Annotated in this window: 14 protein-coding genes and 1 tRNA gene; 7 read left to right on the forward strand and 8 right to left on the reverse strand. The window is 70.9% G+C overall.

What is annotated here, in order from left to right; translation table 11 throughout:
• Nucleotides 1-19: 19 nt before the first annotated feature.
• The 3 genes from EDM04_RS11630 to EDM04_RS11640 all read left to right on the forward strand — a co-directional run bounded on the left by EDM04_RS11630 (nucleotide 20) and on the right by EDM04_RS11640 (nucleotide 1,514).
• Nucleotides 20-760 (forward strand): DUF5828 family protein, encoded by a 741-nt coding sequence (locus EDM04_RS11630; protein ID WP_241154899.1) that lies wholly within the window; start codon nucleotides 20-22, stop codon nucleotides 758-760.
• 52 nt (nucleotides 761-812) lie between these two features.
• Nucleotides 813-1,055, forward strand: coding sequence for a hypothetical protein (locus EDM04_RS11635; RefSeq protein WP_123622284.1), 243 nt, complete (start codon nucleotides 813-815; stop codon nucleotides 1,053-1,055).
• 81 nt (nucleotides 1,056-1,136) lie between these two features.
• The gene (locus EDM04_RS11640) at nucleotides 1,137-1,514 is read left to right on the forward strand and encodes a helix-turn-helix domain-containing protein (protein ID WP_123622286.1); all 378 of its coding nucleotides are present in this window, start codon (nucleotides 1,137-1,139) and stop codon (nucleotides 1,512-1,514) included.
• A gap of 4 nt (nucleotides 1,515-1,518) precedes the next feature.
• On the opposite strand, the gene EDM04_RS11645 is transcribed toward EDM04_RS11640, so the two are convergent.
• Nucleotides 1,519-3,654, reverse strand: a complete 2,136-nt coding sequence (locus EDM04_RS11645; protein ID WP_123622288.1) for a S9 family peptidase — start codon at nucleotides 3,652-3,654, stop codon at nucleotides 1,519-1,521.
• Nucleotides 3,655-3,732: 78 nt separating this feature from the next.
• Nucleotides 3,733-4,341, reverse strand: coding sequence for an IMP cyclohydrolase (locus tag EDM04_RS11650; protein WP_123622290.1), 609 nt, complete (start codon nucleotides 4,339-4,341; stop codon nucleotides 3,733-3,735).
• 190 nt (nucleotides 4,342-4,531) lie between these two features.
• Between EDM04_RS11650 and EDM04_RS11655 the strand changes: the two genes are divergently transcribed.
• Nucleotides 4,532-4,604 (forward strand) — tRNA-Gln (locus EDM04_RS11655).
• Between the two features lie 167 nt (nucleotides 4,605-4,771).
• On the opposite strand, the gene cgi121 is transcribed toward EDM04_RS11655, so the two are convergent.
• The 5 genes from cgi121 to EDM04_RS11680 all read right to left on the reverse strand — a co-directional run bounded on the left by cgi121 (nucleotide 4,772) and on the right by EDM04_RS11680 (nucleotide 10,596).
• Nucleotides 4,772-5,362, reverse strand: a complete 591-nt coding sequence (cgi121, locus tag EDM04_RS11660) for a KEOPS complex subunit Cgi121 (protein WP_123622292.1) — start codon at nucleotides 5,360-5,362, stop codon at nucleotides 4,772-4,774.
• On the reverse strand, nucleotides 5,359-7,812 hold the full coding sequence (locus EDM04_RS11665; protein ID WP_123622294.1) for an ATP-dependent DNA helicase: 2,454 nt from the start codon (nucleotides 7,810-7,812) through the stop codon (nucleotides 5,359-5,361). The genes cgi121 and EDM04_RS11665 overlap by 4 nt, the downstream gene beginning before the upstream one ends.
• 67 nt (nucleotides 7,813-7,879) lie before the next feature.
• Entirely contained in the window at nucleotides 7,880-8,476 is a 597-nt protein-coding gene (gene hisB / locus EDM04_RS11670) for an imidazoleglycerol-phosphate dehydratase HisB (protein WP_123622296.1), read from the reverse strand.
• Nucleotides 8,477-8,907: 431 nt separating this feature from the next.
• The gene (gene hisA, locus EDM04_RS11675; protein WP_123622298.1) at nucleotides 8,908-9,663 is read right to left on the reverse strand and encodes a 1-(5-phosphoribosyl)-5-[(5-phosphoribosylamino)methylideneamino]imidazole-4-carboxamide isomerase; all 756 of its coding nucleotides are present in this window, start codon (nucleotides 9,661-9,663) and stop codon (nucleotides 8,908-8,910) included.
• A gap of 90 nt (nucleotides 9,664-9,753) precedes the next feature.
• The gene (locus EDM04_RS11680; protein WP_123622301.1) at nucleotides 9,754-10,596 is read right to left on the reverse strand and encodes a hypothetical protein; all 843 of its coding nucleotides are present in this window, start codon (nucleotides 10,594-10,596) and stop codon (nucleotides 9,754-9,756) included.
• A 242-nt stretch (nucleotides 10,597-10,838) separates the two neighbouring features.
• Here EDM04_RS11680 and EDM04_RS11685 point away from each other — a divergent pair, with 242 nt between their 5' ends.
• Genes EDM04_RS11685 through EDM04_RS11695 form a run of 3 tightly spaced genes read left to right on the forward strand, consistent with a single transcriptional unit; the run spans nucleotide 10,839 to nucleotide 14,980 of the window.
• Nucleotides 10,839-12,038, forward strand: coding sequence for a thiamine ABC transporter substrate binding subunit (locus EDM04_RS11685; protein WP_241154908.1), 1,200 nt, complete (start codon nucleotides 10,839-10,841; stop codon nucleotides 12,036-12,038).
• A gap of 7 nt (nucleotides 12,039-12,045) precedes the next feature.
• Nucleotides 12,046-13,866 carry an iron ABC transporter permease gene (locus tag EDM04_RS11690; protein ID WP_123622304.1) on the forward strand — a complete coding sequence of 607 codons (1,821 nt, stop codon included), beginning with the start codon at nucleotides 12,046-12,048 and terminating at the stop codon, nucleotides 13,864-13,866.
• Entirely contained in the window at nucleotides 13,856-14,980 is a 1,125-nt protein-coding gene (locus tag EDM04_RS11695) for an ABC transporter ATP-binding protein (RefSeq protein WP_123622306.1), read from the forward strand. The genes EDM04_RS11690 and EDM04_RS11695 overlap by 11 nt, the downstream gene beginning before the upstream one ends.
• Before the next feature lie 396 nt (nucleotides 14,981-15,376).
• Here the strand turns inward: EDM04_RS11695 and EDM04_RS11700 are convergent, their stop codons facing one another.
• The gene (locus EDM04_RS11700; protein WP_123622308.1) at nucleotides 15,377-15,634 is read right to left on the reverse strand and encodes a hypothetical protein; all 258 of its coding nucleotides are present in this window, start codon (nucleotides 15,632-15,634) and stop codon (nucleotides 15,377-15,379) included.
• Between the last annotated feature and the right edge of the window lie 227 nt (nucleotides 15,635-15,861).

The raw sequence follows: 15,861 nt of genomic DNA on the forward strand, positions 1-15,861 counted from the left end.
GCCGTAACGGGGGCAACCGATGGAAGAGAGCATCTCCGGCTTCAAGATGCGCGGAGACTGGGGCGACGCGGTCGAACACGGCGAGCGGATCGCCCTGGCGCTCCGGGAGACGGGCGCCGACGGCGACCCGTTCCACGAGTTCGACGACTGGCGCCCGAAGTCCCACGAGCGCATCGACGAGGACGTGTCGGAAAAGACCGCCGAGCAGGCGTCCGTCGGCGAAGGCGAGGGCGAACAGGCGGGGAAATCGCCCGGCGAGGACCTCCAGACGGCCGGCGAGAAGCTCACCGAGTCCTACGAGAAGGTCGAGGAGGACGACACCGAGAGCGCGGTGGAGAGCTGGGGCGAGTCGATCGGTCACGTCGCCCGCGCGGCCGACTCCGCGAGCCGCAAGGCGCTCCGGAAGGTCGAGGACACGGTGTACCGGAAGGTGATGACTCAGATGGCGCCGTACTACTTCGACAACGAGCTCGTCAGCGCCAACATCCAGGAGGTCGGTCGCGGCGAGAACGGCGAGACGTTCGTCTTCGAGGTGAACGTCAACGACGACGAGCTGAAAGCGGAGGTGAGCGACATCCTCGCCGACTACGAGTCGGAGATCGACCGCTGGCACGTCGAGGCCGAGAAGCGGACTGAGGACGTGGCCGCCGCTGAGGGGGTCGAACCGCCGGAGGAGGAGGGGGGGTCCGGACTCGACGACGACCTGATCTCGGTCCGCCGGCGGCGCGAACGCGCCACCTCTCCGACTCGGAGCCGCTAACCTCCGGTGCGAACACGTCGAACTTAACTCGCGGAACCGCGAACGGACGCCAATGACCGAGGTACTCCGGGTGGCGGCCGGCGAGCTGTCTGCCGACGAGATAATCGACGCCCTCAACGAGGGGCGGCGGGTCCTCGTCGACGTCGAGGTCGCCGGCGGCGACCACGAGGTCGTGCTCCGGTACGACGGCGAGACGTACCACTGCGACACGCCGACGAACCTGCACCGCCACAGCGACGAGTCCGGAATGCGCGGATGCGTTCGCAAGATGGGATACGCCGCGGACGACGACTAATCTCGGTGGCTGACGACCGCGACGCCGCCACCGCGCGGGGCGGATGGCGACTTTTAACCCGCCCGCCGTCGAACGGCGTCCATGAGCGACCCCGAGATCGAGGACCTCGTCGGCGACGTGTCTCCCTCCTTCGAACACGTGCTCTCCTGCGTGTTCGGCGTCCAGGACCACGAGAGCCGCACGTACCTGACGCTGCTCGATCACCCGGGAAGCACCGTCGCCGAGCTCGCCGAGACCCTCGATCGAGACCGGTCGAACGTGAACCGGTCGCTGTCGACGCTGCGGGAGAAGGGGCTCGTCGAGCGCCGCCGCCGCCTCCTCGACTCGGGCGGCTACGTCTACCAGTACACCGCGATTCCGATCCCGGAGGCGAAAGCGCGCCTCCACGACGCCTTAGACGAGTGGGCGGAGGGCGTCCACGACGCGATCGACGCGTTCGACCCGGACGACCGGGAGTAGCGCGCTACTCCTCGTCGCCGGGCTCGTTCTCCTCGCCCCTTTCTTCGCCGTCCGCCGCGCTCAGCCCCTCCTCGTCGGAACGGTCGAGCGCGCGCGGCGCGTCGTGGTGCTCGGAGTAGCCGTCGAACCAGCGGGCGATCCGCTCGATCCGGTCGACGACGTGGGCGGGCTCGCCCGACCGCGACAGCTCGTGGCCCTCGCGCGGGTAGCGCACGAACCGCGTGTCGACGCCGTTCTTCCGGAGCAGTCGGTGGTACAGCTCCGCCGTGCAGATCGGCGTCCGGGTGTCGTCTTCGGCGTGGATCAAAAGCGTCGGGGTGGCGACCGCGTCGGCGTGGCCGGTCGGCGACTGCTCCCACAGCCACTCGGGGTCGTCGGAGGGGACCGCGTCGAAGTCGCCCTCGACGAGCTTGTACGCGGCGTCAGTCGACCCGTAGAAGCCGGTCAGGTCGTACACGCCGCGCTGCGAGACGGCCGCGCGGAAGTAGTCGGTCTGGCCCACCGCCCACGCCGTCATGAACCCGCCGAAGGAGCCGCCGGTGACGAAGGCGTTCGATTCGTCGACGTACGGGCGCTCCGCGACCACGTCGACGCCCGCCATCACGTCCGCGAGGGTGACGTCGCCCCAGTCGCGCTCGATCGCCTGCGTGAACGCCTCGCCGTAGCCGGTCGAGCCGCGCGGGTTCGACCAGAAGACGGCGTACCCCCGGGCCGCGAGCGTCTGGAACTCGTGCCACATCGTCCCCGACGTCGACCACATCGCGTGCGGGCCGCCGTGGATCTCGACCGCGAGGGGGTACTCCTCGTCCGCCCCGCCGTCGCCGTCCGGATCGACCCCCGGCGGCGTCAACACCCATCCCTGTATCTCCGTCCCGTCCGACTCGAACCGGACCTCCTCCGGCTCGCCCACGGCGCGCTCGGCGAGGTAGTCGGCGTTGAGATCGGTCATCCGCCTCTTCTCGTCGTCCTCGGCGTCGTAGACGAAGGCGTCGCCCGGGTGGTCCCACTCGCTGGCGGCGAACGCGACCGTCACCTCCTCGGGACCGGCGCCCGCGTCGCCGCCGACGGTCCCGCCCGCCACCGTGCCGGGGCGACAGAGCCGCTCGGGTTCCGCGCTCCCGTCGCCGGGGACGTGCCAGAGGGCGGTCTTCCCCTCGTCGGGCGCCGCGTAGTACAGCGTCGCGTCGTCGGGGCCCCACTGCGGGGCGATCGCGCCGCCGACCCCGCGGTCGAGGCCTCCCGTGAGCTCGGTCACCTCGCCGCTCTCGCGGTCGAGCACGCGCAGGTCAGTCTGCCGCATGGAGACCCGCTCCGCCTCCGCGTGGGTGAACGCGATCCGGCCGTCTCCCGTCGCCGCGAGCGCGGCGCCCCACCCCGTCGTCTCGTGGACGGTCTCCGTCTCGCCGGTCGAAAAGTCGCGTTCGCGGATCGCGATCTCGACCGAGTCGTCCGGGTCGTCGCCGACTTCCTCGGTGAAGTAGAGGGTCTCGGCGTCTCCCCACTCGGGCGCGCCGAAGTCCGCGTCGGCGTCGGTGACGCGCTCGATCCCCGCTGCCGGGTCGCCGCCCGTCGCGCCGTCGACCGCCGCGTCGGCGTCGGCGACGTAGACGTGCGATCGCCGCCCGTCGAAGTAGCGTTGTCCCGAGCGGTAGACGGTGCGGTCGACGACGCGGGGGTCGGGGTGCTCGTCCGGCTCGTACCCCTCGGGGACCGTGAGGTCGCGTCCCTCGTCCCGGTCGTCGGCCGTCACCGACTGGACGAAGGCGATCCGCTCGCCGTCGGGCGACCACGCGATCTCGGAGACGCCGCCGACGACGTCGGTGACCCGCCGGGCCTCGCCGCCGGAGAGCGGGAGCACCCACAGCTGTTGGCGGTCGTCGTCGGCCCCCCGCGTGGCGGTGAACGCGATCCGGTCGCCGGAGGGGCTCCAGCGCGGCTCCGCGTCCGACCCCTCGGCGAGGGTGAGCCGGCGGGGGTCGCCGCCGCTGCTGTCGGCGTCGACGAGGTACACCGTCGACTCGGTGGTCTCGTCGTCGATCGGCTCCCGTCGGAGGAAGGCGACGCGGTCGCCGTCGGGGGAGAGCCGCGGGTCCGCGGGCGTCGCGATGTCGTGGTAATCGGCCGCAGTGACGCGCTCCATGGGGAGGGGTCGCTCGCCGGGCTCAAAAGGCGTCGGGAGCCGGAAAGGCGGTCGGGCGGACCCGATTCGGACGGCCTCCTACTCCGCGTCGTTGTCGAACGCCAGCGCCACGCCGTCGCCGTCGACGGTCGCGCCCGCGGCGCACACCGGGTGCTCGAAGTCGGCGCCGAGGACTTCCGTCGCGGCCGCCGCGGCGTCGGGCGTCTCGGCGTCCGCGGCCGCGAGCGCGTACGGCTCGGGGCTGTCCGTCTCGTAGGTGGCGACGATGGTGGGCTCCTCGACGGCCTCGACGACGAGCCCGTCGCGGCGGACGACCCCGATCGTGGCGGTCTCGGCGCCGACGACGCCCGCGATCCGCGGGGTGTCGTAGTCGTCCTTCTCGAAGTCGAGCGCGAGCAGGGGCGTCGCCAGCGCGTCGCGGGCGGGGTACCCCAGTTCCAGCTTCTCAGCGATCGGGTCGACGTGCGAGCCGTTGCCGACTACCGCCAGCGGCTCGTCGGTGGGCCTCCGGACAGCGCGAGCGCAGTTGTACGAGACGTACGGGTTGTCCGTGTCGGGCGCGTCGGGGGTGGGCCCGACGGTGAGCGTTCCGTCTCGGTCGGTCACTCGGCGGTTCGGGAACGAGCGCGAGGAGACGCGGTAGGCGCCGATACCGGGCGCGACGACGACGAATCGTCCGACGTACATACAGGGTCGTGGCTATCCGACCGGCTAAAGCGCATCGATATACGCACGTTCGGCGATCGATTTCGCGCGAAACTCCCCCGTCCGCTCTCCGTATCCCTCCCGCTCCGCCACGAACGTCTGTGAACGCGTGACAGAGGGCCGGCGACGCGCAACGCTTACAAAGACCCACTGGCTATCGATGAGTGCGCACAGTCCATTGGGGTAGTGGCCAATCCTGTTGCCTTCTGGGGGCAACGACCCTGGTTCGAATCCAGGATGGACTATTCTCGCGGTTCGCTCCGGTCGATTCTCGCCCGACCCGACGACCTACCGGCGGTCGGGCCGCGTCTCGATCCTCACGGTCGCGGTTCGACCGTCGCTCCTCCGAATTTCCACTGGAACGCGATCGCCGTCACGTACCGCGTTTTCCAATCGAAGCAAAGGGGCTCGACTACTTCTCGACGTCGAGCAGCGCGACGCGTTCGCGGACGATGTCGGAGAGGTCGCCGGCGGTCGCCGCGATCTCGCGGTCGCCGACGTCGTAGAACTCTCGAACCCGCGCCTCGTCGAACGCGGGATCGAACTCGCCGCCTCCGGCGCCGATCTGCTCCGCTGGCGACGCGAGCAGTTCTCTCACTGACGCGGCGGCCGCGTCGAGGTCCGCGTCGGGTCGGTTCGCCCCCGGGACCCCGCCGAAGTCGGCGACGAGGACGACCGCGCGCTGTTCCCCCTCCTCGACCCCGAGTTCGAGCGCTCGGTCGATCTGGCGTCTGCCGGCCGCGTACAGCATGACCTCGACGCCCGGGTCGCGGGCGACGGCCTCGCCGCGGGCGATCGCGCGGGCGGCGAGACGGGTCGCCTCGCCGAGGTGCGCGGCCGAGACGACCAGCTCCGCGTCGAACGCCTGCACGACGGCGCCCGTCTCGGTCGCGATCTCGTCGAGCGAGGCGAGGAAGGCGTCGAGATCGTCGATGGCGGCGGTGCCCGCGACGAGGCGGTGGGGCGGGGTCGGCGGATTGGGGGAGTTGTCGCCATCGCTCATCGGAAATCACCCAGACTCGCCTGCCCGTCGCCGTCGTCGTCGCTCGCGGACCCGGCGGTCGCCGCCGCGGAGGCCGACTTGTCCGGCCGCACGTCGTCCATCGAGGGGTCCTCGCGGCCGGCGTGTTCGAGGATGCGCTCGGCGGTGCGCTCGCGGCCGCGGAGCGCGCCGAGGACGACGGCCTTGTCGGCCTCGCGGAGGTCGGCGCGGGTCTCGATCCCGGCCTCGAACAGCCGCCGGGCGCGCTTCCGACCGACGTTGCGGACGCCCGCCAGATCGAGGAGCTCTTCGCGGACGCCGTACTCGATGCGTTTCCGGGCCTCGCGGACCGCGACGACGACGTCGCCGTCGACCCCCTCCACGTCGCGCGCGAGGGTCTCGGCCGCGCGCAGGAGCCACTCGGCGGTGTCGACCTTCCCGCGGATGTCGCCGGGGCCGACCCCGTACCGCTCGGTGATGCGGTCCTCGTCGACCTCGTTCGCCCAGTCCTCCAGCAGGCGGGCGGTCTTCAGCGACGCGAGCCAGTCCTCGAAGCGCACGTCCTCGTACTCGGAGGGCACGTCGCCGAGGAACTCGGTCTCGCGCTCGTAGCAGAGTTCGGTGTACTCCTCGCGGTCCCCCGACTTCAGGTAGAGCTCGTACATGTCGGGGGTGCGGCTGACGAGGTGATAGAGGCCGAGCGAGGTGACCTCGGGAGGCGAGGCGCCGGAGTCGTCGGGCGCCTCCGTCTCCTCTCGCTCGACCGATTCCTCCTCGCCGGGTCGCGTGTACGTGCCGAACCCGGGCTCGTCGCCGTCGTCGCCGGTCCTGACGAACTCGCCGGTCCCCTCGGCGCCCGCGCTTGCGGCGTCGGCGTCCCGACCGACCGACCGGAGCCCGTCGATCATCTCGGCCGCGCTCATCGGGTCGAGGTAGAGCCGCGAGACGGTGTGACCGATGCCGGTCGCGGTCAGGCCCTCGCTCCCGCCGTCGCGGTCGCGCTCGACGAAGTCGTTGACGGCGAGGTAGTCGAGGACGGTGTCGGTGACGGCCGCGAGCCGTCCCTCGTCGTCGGTCTGGGTCGCGTAGAGGGTGTTGTCGAGGAAGGAGAGCAGCCCGTCGCGCGTGGAGGCGAACCCGGAGGCGACGGTGGCGAGCACGTGGGTCCGGAGCGCGGGCTCGGCGGCGAGCTTCGAGCGGACCGGCTCGGGGTCGGCCCAGAGGTACCGCTCGAACAGCTCCTCTTTGGTGTCGGCGTCGTTCGCGAGCAGGACCGCCTCGCCGTACGGGTCGAGGCCGGGACGGCCAGCGCGCCCGCACATCTGGTGGACCTCCAGCACGTCGAGGGGTTTCATGCCGCCGAACTCCCCGTCGTACCGGCGCCAGTCGCGGACGATCACGCGGCGGGCGGGGGTGTTGACGCCGGCGGCGAGGGTGGGCGTCGCGGAGATGCACTTGATCAGCCGGTCGCGGAACGCGTCCTCGACGCTGGCGCGGTCCTCGCTCCGGAGCCCCGCGTGGTGGAACGCCGACCCCTGCTCGACCGCGTCCGCGAGGTCGGACGCGGTGTCGGTGTCGGAGCCGGACCGGATCTCGTCGGCGAGCTCGCGGAGCCGATCGCGCTCGTCGTCGGTGAGCCGGGGTCCGGTCACGTCGGTGAGCTTCCGGGCCGAGGACTCGGCGTTGCGCCGGGAGTTGACGAAGACGAGCGAGGAGCCGCCCTGCCCGTCCTCCTCGGTGTCCAAGGCGTCGGCGACGAGACGGGCGGTCTGGTCCTCGCCGCGCTCGACGGGCACCTCCCGCTTGCTGCCGTCGGCGAAGTCGATGGCGTTGCCGAAGTGGACGCCCATCCGGAGGTCGATGGGTCGCCAGTCGGACTCGACGAGCTCGGCGTCGAGCCACTCGGCGATCACGTCGGCGTTGCCCACGGTCGCCGAGAGCGCGACCGTCTGGAGCCCCGGGTTCACCTTCCGGAGCTTCGCGAGGGTCACCTCGAGGGTGGGGCCGCGGTTCGGGTCGTCGACGAGGTGGACCTCGTCGCTCACGACGCAGGTGAGGTCGTCGATCCACGGCGCGCCGTTGCGGATCAGCGAGTCGACCTTCTCCGAGGTGGCGACGATGACGTCGCGGGTCGCCAGCCACTCGCCGTCGGACTCGTAGTTGCCGGTGGAGACGCCCACCGTGACGCCGAACTCCTCCCAGCGCTCGAACTCGGTCTTCTTCTCGCTGGCGAGCGCGCGCAGGGGGACGATGTACAGCGCCTTCCCGCCGCGCTCGACCGCCGAGAGCATGGCGAGCTCGGCGATCAGCGTCTTCCCGGAGGCGGTCGGCACCGCGGCGACGAGGCTCTCGCCGTCGGCGACGCCGGCGTCGACGGCGGCCGCTTGGGGCGGGTACAGCTCCGCGACGCCCTCCGCTTCGAGCGCCTCGCCGACGCCCGCGGGGAGCCCGGAGAGCGAACTCGGTTGCATTACCGAAGCGTGGGTCCCGACCCGATTTAAATCGTCGGAACGGGGCGGTGACGGGAGTCGTTCCTCCTTACAGCTCGCCCTTCGTGCTCGGCGTGTCGCTCCGGCGCCCGTCGAGCCGGGTCGCGTCGTCGAGCGCCCGCGCGAGGGCCTTGAACAGCGCCTCCACCTCGTGGTGGGCGTTGTCTCCCGTCTCCACCGCGGCGTGGAGCGTCAAGCCGGCGTTCTGTGCCAGCGACAGCGCGAAGTGATCGGCCATGACGCTGGTGAACTCGCCGACCGACTCCTGAGAGAACTCTCCCGAGAACTCGTAGTACGGGCGCCCCGCGACATCGACGACGACGCTCGCGACCGCCTCGTCGAGGGGGACGCGTCGGTCGGCGTACCGCCGAATTCCCCGCTTGTCGCCGAGCGCCTCGTCGAACGCCTCGCCGAGGCAGATCGCCACGTCCTCGACCGTGTGGTGGTCGTCGATGTCGGTGTCGCCGTCGCAGTCGACGGTCAGGTCGAAGAGGCCGTGCTTAGCGAACGATTCGAGCATGTGGTCGAAGAAGCCGATCCCCGTGTCGACCTCGCTGTCGCCGTCGCCGTCGATCGCGAGGGTGAGGTCGATCGTCGTCTCCGCGGTCTCGCGGGAGACGGCCGCGCTCCGGTCGTGCTCGCTCATACCGGTCCGTCACAGCCGATTCTTAAGGCGGTTGCGGGTGTGCGGAGAGTTCAATATAAGTGTACGAAGCGGTGGCGCGCGCCTCCGAACGCCCGCAGGGCGCGAGGAGCGCCGCGCGAGGGAAGCGGCGACCGAAGGGAGCCGCGAGGCTGGGGAGGTATGAGGCTGCGGTGCTGTGCGGATGGGTGGGACTCAAAGGGGCAGTCGCGAGGACGAAGCACGGCGACGCAAGCACTGCAGGGAGCGAGCGAAGCGAGCGACTGAAGCGCACAGCGAGCCGCGCGAGTCGTCGCGGCTGGGGCTTTGGAGGTGTTCACCGCAACGTCATCAGCGATCACTTATAAGCGAGCGGCTGGGGCTTTGGAGGTGTTCACCCTCACTCCCCGATCGACTACTTATAAACAAACGCCGGTAAACTCACGCTCCGATACTTAAACCTCGTCGGCCGCCTTCTGCGCCTCTCGCAGCGTGAACTCGCCCTCGTACAGCGCGGTCCCCACGACGACCGCGGCCGCGCCGGCCTCCTTCAGCGCCGTCACGTCGTCGATCGTCGCCACCCCACCGGACGCGATAACCGGAATCTCCACCGCGTCGACCACGCTCTCCACCGCTTCGCGGTCGATCCCCTCCAGCTGTCCCTCCACGTCGACGTTCGTGAAGAGGATCGCGCCCGCGCCCAGCTCCTCGTAGCGCGCGGCCGCCTCGGCGGGGTCGAGGCCGGTCCCCTCCGTCCACCCGCTCACGACGACCTCGCCGTCCTTCGCGTCGAGGCTGACCACGACGCTACCGGGGTGAGTCCCGTCGATCTCGGCGACGATCTCGGGCGTCTCGACCGCCGCGGTCCCCAGAATTACGCGGTCGAGGCCCAGATCGAGGAGGTCGCGCGCGCCCTCGGCGGTTCGGATGCCGCCCCCGAGCTGGAAGCCGACCCCGTCGTCGTCCACGCCGTCGCCGACCGCCTTCACGACCGCCTCGATCGCGTCGGCGTTGACGCGCTCGCCCTCGAACGCGCCGTCGAGGTCGACGAGGTGGAGCGTCTCGGCGCCCGCCTCGATCCAGCGCTCGGCGGCCTCGACGGGGTCGCCGTAGCGCTTGCCCGTGCCGCGCTCGCCGCCGACCAGCTGGACGACCTCGCCGTCCTGCACGTCGACGGCGGGGATCACCTCGAAGGAAGGGAAGTGGCTCATACCCGAGCGGAGCCGCGCGTGCCGATTAAACCGGTCGGTTCGGGCGGGAATCGGTTCCGGCGACATCGGTCGCCACCGGCCCGTGCCCGCTCACTCCACCGAGATGAGCAGCTGCGAGACGTCCTCGTCGAAGGCGGCGGGGTCGGTCGCGAGCGCGTCGGCCGTCTCCTCGTCCGCCAGCTCCGTCACGACCGTCTCCGCGTCGGCCAGGTCTGGGAGGGCCTCGTCGACGACCTCGATCAACGGGTCCGTCGGGTACGCACCGCCGGCGACGAGCACGTCGGTGCCGTCGTGCCAGACGCCCAGCCGCGACTCGATCTCGACGGTCTCGCTGATCTCGTTCGTCGACCCGTCGGGAAGCGGGACCTCGCCGTCGAAGGCGTACTCCCCCTCCAGCTGCCACGTCGTCGCGGTGTGGCCGCTCTGTACCGTGGTCGTCCCCTCGTCGACGACCTCGACGTTCTCGATGCCGCTGTTCCGGAGCTGCGAGCGGAACGCGTCGACCGCCGCGGTCTCCACCTCGCTCATCAGGCGGTCGCGGCCGACGCCGGCCGGGAGACTGTCGATCGCCGGTCGGAGGTCGATCCGGGTGGCGAAAAAGACCACGGGCGAGCCGCTCGCGTCGAACGTCTCCGCGAGCGCCTCGGCGACGTCGACGTACTCGTAGATCCGCGTGTGTTCGAGCGCGGTCACCGTCACCGGACCGTACGACTGTTCGAACACCGTGCTCTCCGACTCGTCTATCTGTCGCCAGTCCTCGATCCGGTCGCTCGTCACCGTCGGCTCCGGCACCGGTCCGTCGCGCCCCCCGAGACAGCCCGCCAACCCCGCGACGGCGACGGCCGCGCCGCCCGCGAGCAGGCGCCGTCGCGTGACCCCGGTCTCGTCCCCGCTCGGCCCCGTCGCGTCTCCTCCGATGGTCGGTTCGTTCATGAACGTGTGAAGGTCGGTACGCGGTAAATCGGTGTCGGTGGCGCTATCGCGAGCGATATCGCGATTCCATTCGTGTGCTTGCCCCGCCGCTGTCGACACGAATCCCTTATGTAACCACTGGGTGCAACAACTCGGTAATGACTAACGACGACGCGACCGAGACCGACCGGCGTGACGATCTCGACGACCGGCGGGCGGGCTCCCCGGAGGACGCTGCTGGACCGACCGCCGGACCCGCCGACATGCGCGCCGAGCGCCCCACCCGGCGGCGGTTCCTCGCGCTCGGCGGCGCGGCGGGGGCCGTCGCGATCGCGGGGTGTAGCGCTGAGCAGACTGACGGTGAGGACGGGAGCGACGGTTCCGACGGGGCTGACGGCGACGGAGCGGACGGAAACGACAGCGAAGAGGACGGCGACGACGGGGACGACGAGGAGACGCCCACCCTGACGGTCGCGACCTACAGCAGCTTCATCGACGCGCCGTCGGTGAGCCCGGGCGAGTGGCTCAAGGAGGCGTTCGAGTCGCGCGTCGACGCCGAGTTAGAGTGGGCGACCCCGGACAACGGGGTGAACCACTACGTCGAACGGGCGAGTTCGGGCGTGTCGATCGACGCCGACCTCTACGTCGGGCTCACCACCGAGGACCTCGTGCGCGTCGACGAGGCGCTCGACGACGACCTGTTCGCCGAGCGCGGCGAGGTCGACGGCTTCGACGACGTGCGAGAGGGACTCCTGTTCGACCCGTTCGACCGCGCGGTGCCCTTCGACACCGGCTACGTGAGCCTCGTGTACGACGGCACCGCGATCGAGGCGCCGGAGACGTTCGAGGGCCTGCTCGACGACGAGCACGCCGGCGCGCTCATCGCGCAGAACCCCGGCGCCTCCTCGACGGGGCGCTCGTTCCTGCTCCACACGGTCCACATGTTCGGTGACGGACCCGACGGCGCGGTGGAGGGCGGCGACGGCGACCCCGACTACGATTACCTCGACTACTGGGAGGAGCTACAGGACAACGACGTGCGCGTGCTCGGCTCGTGGGACGACGCCTACAGCGCCTGGAGCAACGGGGAGGCTCCGATGGTCGTCTCCTACTCCACCGACCAGGTCTTCGCGGATATGGAGGGTGAGCCCCTCGAAGAACACCAGATCCGATTCCTGAACGATCAGGCGTACGCCACCCCGGAGGGGATGGCCGTCTTCGCCGCCGCCGACGAGCCGGAGCTCGCCCGCGAGTTCATGTCGTTCATGCTGGAGCCGGACGTGCAGGGGCAGATCGCCGAGCGCAACGTCGCGTTCCCCGCGACCGACACGGCCGAGCTCCCCGACGACTACGCCGAGCTGGCCCAGGAGCCGGGAGAACCGGTGACGTTCACGTACGACGAGCTCCAAGGCTCGGTCAGTGAGTGGGTCGAAGACTGGGAGCGGCAGTTCGCCGGGAACTGACGGCGGCGTGGCAGACGCCAGCCGCGGCGCCGACGGCGACCGCTACACGCTTCGCGACCGCCTCGCGGGACGCCTCCGCGGGCGCCTCCTGACCGCGCTCGCGGTCGTCACGAGCGCCGTGCTCGTCGCCGCGTTCTACTACCCGGTCGGGACGGTCCTGATCGAGGCGGTCGTCGTCGACGGTGCCCCCACCCTCGGCGTGTTCGCGGAGCTGCTCCGCGACCCGTTCTACTTCGGGGAGTTCGCCCGTTTGTTCGCGGGCGAGTCGCCGCTCGCGGTCGCGCGCGCCCTGCTCTCGCCGGACCGCAGGCTCGGGATCGTCGGCTTCACCGCGTACCAGGCCGCGCTGTCGACGGTCGCCAGCGTCGCCCTGGGGCTCCCGGCCGCCTACCTCCTCGCGCGCTTCGAGTTCCCCGGCCGGCGGACCCTGCGGTCGCTGACGATCGTCCCGTTCGTCCTCCCCTCGATCATGGTCGCCGTCGGCTTCGTCGCCACGTTCGGCACCGGCGGGACCCTCAACGGGGTCCTCGGCGCGCTCGGGCTCCCGCCGGTCGACCTCATGTTCACGCTGGAGGCGATCGTGATCGCCCACGCCTTCTACAACGCGCCGCTCGTCGCCCGGGTGACGACCGCGGCGTGGGAGTCGGTCGACGCGAGCGCGGTCGAGACCGCCCGGAGCCTCGGCGCGGGGCCGGTCCGGGCGTTCTTCGACGTGGTCGCGCCGCAGGTGTACCCCGCCGTGCTGACGGGCGCGGCGCTCACCTTCGTGTTCACGTTCGGCACCTTCCCCATCGTGCTCGCGCTCGGCGGGTTCGAGCTGGCGACGGTCGAGGTGTTCGTCTACCGGCTCGTCCGCGACCTGAACTACGCCGAGGCGGCCGCGCTGGCGATCGTCGAACTCGTCATCTCGCTCGGCGTCCTGCTCGCGTACCTGCGGTACGAGGCGAAAAATACGGTCAGTTCGCGTGGCGTCCGACCCCTCCCGCGCAAGTCCCTGATCCCTTCAACCCCCTCCCTCCGAGAGGTGCTCCCCCGGCTCGGGCTCGCCGCCTACGTCGTCGTCGCTGGGCTCGTCTTCGTCGCCCCCATCGCCTCGATGGTGCTCGCGAGCGTCACGGGCGGGGACGGCGCGCTCACGCTCGACCACTACCGGTTCCTGATCGACCGCCAGCAGACGGGGGCGGCGTTTCAGGTGCGCCCGTGGCCCGCGATCCGCAACTCGCTGGCGTTCGCGAGCGCCGCGACCCTGCTCGCGCTCCCGATGGGCGTCGTCGTCGCCGTGTTGACGACGCGGCGGTTCCGCGGGCGGAAGCTGGTCGACGCGGCCGCGATGGCGCCGCTCGCGGTCTCCGGGATCATCGTCGGGCTCGGCCTGTTGCGGGGGCTCGTCTTCGGCGTGGAGATCGCGGGCTGGCGGTTCGCGGCGACCGGCGCGGTCGCCATCGTCGTCGCGCACGCGGTCGCGGGCTACCCGTTCGTCGTCCGGACGGTCGCGCCCGGGCTGGAGGGGCTCGACCGCTCGCTGATCGAGTCGGCGCGGGCGCTCGGCGCGTCGCGAGCGCGGGTGATCCGCGACGTGGAGCTGCCGCTCGTGTGGCCCGGCGTCGTCGCGGGCGCGGCGTTCGCGTTCGCCATCTCGATCGGCGAGTTCACCGCGACGGTGGTGCTCGCGACCGGCGCCGACGCGTACACGATGCCGGTCGCCATCGAACGGTTCATCGGGCGTCGGCTCGGACCGGCGACCGCAATGGGCGTCGTCCTCCTCGTGGTTACCGGGTGCAGCTTCGTCGTCATCGAGCGGCTCGGGGGTGAGACGCGTGGGCTCTGAGGGAGCCCCTTCGTCCGGCGGTGCCGATTCCGACGCCCCGCCCGCCGTCGAACTCGACGGCGTCACCAAGCGCTACGGCGACACCGCCGCCGTCGACGACGTGAGCCTCGGCGTGCGCGAGGGGGAGTTCTTCACGCTCGTCGGGCCCTCCGGCTGCGGGAAGACCACCACGCTCCGGCTGATCGCGGGGTTCGAGGAGCCGACCGCGGGGACGATCCGCTTCTCGGGCGAGTCGGTCGCCGGAGTCCCCCCGGAGGACCGCGACGTGGGCGTCGTCTTCCAGAACTACGCGCTGTTCCCGCACATGACCGTCGGCGAGAACGTCGGGTACGGGCTCAACTTCGCGGACCCGCCGGCGGGCATGAGCCGCGACGAGCGCGTCGCCGAGCTGCTCGAACTCGTGGACCTCCCGGACGCCGCCGACCGCGACCCCGAGAGCCTCTCGGGCGGGCAGCGGCAGCGCGTCGCGATGGCCCGCGCGCTCGCGCCGGGTCCCGACCTCCTCCTGCTTGACGAGCCGATGAGCGCGCTCGACGCGCAGCTCCGAGAGCGCCTCCGGGTGCAAGTCCGGAAGATTCAGTCGGAGCTGGGAATCACCACCGTCTACGTCACCCACGACCAGGAGGAGGCGCTGGCGATCTCCGACCGCGTCGCGGTGATGCGCGACGGGCGGCCGGAGCAGATCGCGCCCCCGCGGACGGTGTACCGGAAGCCGTCGAGCCGGTTCGTCGCCGAGTTCGTCGGCGACAACAACGTGTTCGCTGGGCGGGTGGTCGACGTGGAGGAAGGCGCGGTCGAGGGCGACGACGTCCCTCGAATCGCTGCCGTCGACGTCGGCGGCGAGATTCTACGTGTGGACATTGACGACGTCGACATCGAGCCCGGCGATCGCCGCACTTTCTGCGTCCGTCCCGAATACCTCCGGATCGGCGACGGGGAAAGTCGGCTTCGGGCGACCGTCGAGAGCGCGGAGTTCCTCGGCGAGACGACCCGGGTGACGCTCGACTGGGGCGGGCGCGACCTCGTGGTCCGGACGCGCGACCCGCTCTCCGGCGAGGTCGTCGTCGGTTTCGACACCGAAGACGCGCACGTGATCGACAGCGACGGAGCGTGACGGACGGCTACTTATCAGGGGATATGCGGTGGCGCGCGCCTCCGAGCGCCCCAAGGGCGCGAGGAGCGCGTGCGAGGGACGCGGTGAGCGCTCGGAGAGCGCGAACCGCGAGGCTGGGGAGGCGTGAGGCTACGGTCGCTGTGGGGCGGGACTCAAAGGGGCAGCCGCGAGGGCGAAGCCCGCCGACGTAAGCACTGGAAGGAGCGAGCAAAGCGAGCGACTGGAGCGCGCAACGAGGTGCGCGAGCCCTCGCGACTGGGGCTTTGCAGGTCTTCGTAGTTGGATCGACGACAACCGCGTATCACCGAGCGGCTGGGGCTTCGGCGGAGTTCACCGTCGATCCGTAGTCAACCGTTTATAAACGATCGACCGCCGAAACCCCCTCACTCGAGCCGTCTACTTCCAGTGCCAGAAGTGGTTCCCGTCCTCCTCGACGGGGTCGGTCCGCTCCCGGAGGGCGGCGACGTCGTCGGCGGTCGGCTCGTGATCGTCGGGGAGCGACTCCATGCACTCGAAACAGAGGAAGAACTCTGAGCCGTCGGTGAGCTCCAGCGTCAGTCCCTGCGTCGACTCGAACGCGAAGTTCCACAGGTCGCCGATCCCGCCGGCGATCCTGACGGACCGCTCGCAGACGTCACAGGACTCCGAGGCCATACGTCGCGGTTGCGGCTCCGCGCGCTAATGCGTGTCGCCGTGGAGACGGCGGTGTTTACTCATAAATGATCGCTGGTGGTTCGGCGGTGAACACCGCCAAAGTCCCAGCCGCTCGGCGATACGCCATCGAACAATTCGCGGTGAACACCGCCAAAGCCCCAGCCGCGAGGCGGGCGCACGCTCGCTGCGCGCCTCACTCGGTCGCTAGCTCCCTCGTTGCGGTGCTT

Source organism: Halorubrum sp. CSM-61 (assembly GCF_003781945.1).
Classification (GTDB): Archaea; Halobacteriota; Halobacteria; order Halobacteriales; family Haloferacaceae; genus Halorubrum.